This is a genomic window from Microbulbifer okhotskensis (assembly GCF_023895975.1).
Lineage (GTDB): Bacteria > Pseudomonadota > Gammaproteobacteria > Pseudomonadales > Cellvibrionaceae > Microbulbifer > Microbulbifer okhotskensis.
The window spans coordinates 1-1,435 of record NZ_JALBWM010000280.1 but is presented as its reverse complement, the minus strand read 5'-3'; the positions used below and the strand labels follow the sequence as shown (position 1 = coordinate 1,435).

The following is a 1,435-nucleotide window of genomic DNA, read 5'->3' as shown; positions in this document are numbered from 1 at the left end:
TATATAGCAGTGAGAGCACAGAATTATAAAGCAGCTGCTCTATATCTATACTTGCACCCTTGTACTATATAATTATAACTCATTGATTTTAAATGTTTTTTGGACCATTGGAGTGGATGGGCTTTGGAATTATAGAGAAGCGTGATATATAGATGCTGCTTTTGAATTAACTGTTAGGTGTTGAATATGCGATTGACGGTTAGTGTATTTTTAAGCTGGCTATTTGTGACGGTCGTTTATCTTACTGTGCTTCATTTAGATGGCATACAGCTGTCAATGAGTTACGTAAAAGGAATCGCGATACTTTGGTTGCTGGTTGGGTTTCCGATTTTGTATTTCCTATTTAAGCTTAAGAAAATTAATAGAGCATGGTTTGTTGGTGCAGGGATCATGGCGAGTATACCAATGTTGGCCCTGTGCATAGTTGCTAGAGAAACCGAGTGGATTGTAGCTACTGCTATTGCAGGTATTGGCGGAGGTGCCGTATTTGCACTGATTTTGCCTAACCAGCCAAGAACCTAACAAATTGCTGCATCCGACCACCTACACTCCGCCCGCTTTGTGCTGTACGCTACGCTAGCACAAAGCGGCTCCATTCCGGTGGCGGTTGAGCAAGGCGTTATGAGTCATCGGTTAGATAATGAAATTCAACCTTATTTCAGCACTCATTTTTGGCTTATTTATTGCGGTACTTAGCCTATATGTTGCTTGGCAGCATAATCCGCAATGTGAGTTTCATTGTGAGGGTACAATTTATTGGGGGGCGTGGCTGCAAATAGGTTTGTCTTGGTTTATTGTCGGCTCGCTTTCGGTATACGGTATTATCTGGTTAATTCGAATTTTTTATAGGTTGGTGCGGAGATCCGGTGATAACTCATAACAATCACAGGCACGCTGCTACGGCCCTTCGGGCCTACGCGGGACAGCCTACGCTTCGCTCCGGCCGCCCGTGCTGTGGGCGTTAAACACTAATATGAATATCACAGAATTACACAATCTTGTTTCCGAAATAGCTGAAGAGCTTCCAGAAGTTGAGGCTAAGAAACTAGAAGAGCATAGAGATTCTCTTGAAGAGTTAGGGCCAAATGACTGGAGTGCTAAAATAGCATCATTTGCAAATGATATGCTTATTGAGAATCTAGGTAATCAAGAAAAACTTATGCTATTAGAGGCCGAAGCAGAAAATTCAGGGTCATTCGAAATTAAACCAATATACATATTGGTACTCATTATTATTTTTGTGTTGGTGGTAAAATTTGTTTAACAAGGCCAAGCAACATCAGTCGCTACGCTCCTTGGACAGCTTTGTCGTCGCGCTTTTTGTGCATGGCTTCGCCATTGTCGCACAAAAATCACAACAACAAATCTGCCATTGTTGGCGGCGTTATGCTCAGGTAGGAATAAAGTGAATCGTATATTTCTCGCAATATTTTTA

General features: G+C 41.8%; 2 protein-coding genes. Both read left to right on the top strand.

Annotation, left to right across the window (positions count from 1 at the left end):
• The first annotated feature begins 186 nt into the window (after nt 1–186).
• Entirely contained in the window at nt 187–522 is a 336-nt protein-coding gene (locus MO867_RS22040) for a hypothetical protein (protein ID WP_252473171.1), read from the top strand.
• 451 nt (nt 523–973) lie between these two features.
• Entirely contained in the window at nt 974–1,264 is a 291-nt protein-coding gene (locus tag MO867_RS22035; RefSeq protein WP_252473169.1) for a hypothetical protein, read from the top strand.
• Nucleotides 1,265–1,435 lie beyond the last annotated feature (171 nt).

Bases quoted from the DNA above. Each gene is read 5' to 3' on its own strand.
- MO867_RS22040 (WP_252473171.1), top strand. From the start codon at position 187: ATGCGATTGACGGTTAGTGTATTTTTAAGCTGGCTATTTGTGACGGTC.
- MO867_RS22035 (WP_252473169.1), top strand. From the start codon at position 974: ATGAATATCACAGAATTACACAATCTTGTTTCCGAAATAGCTGAAGAG.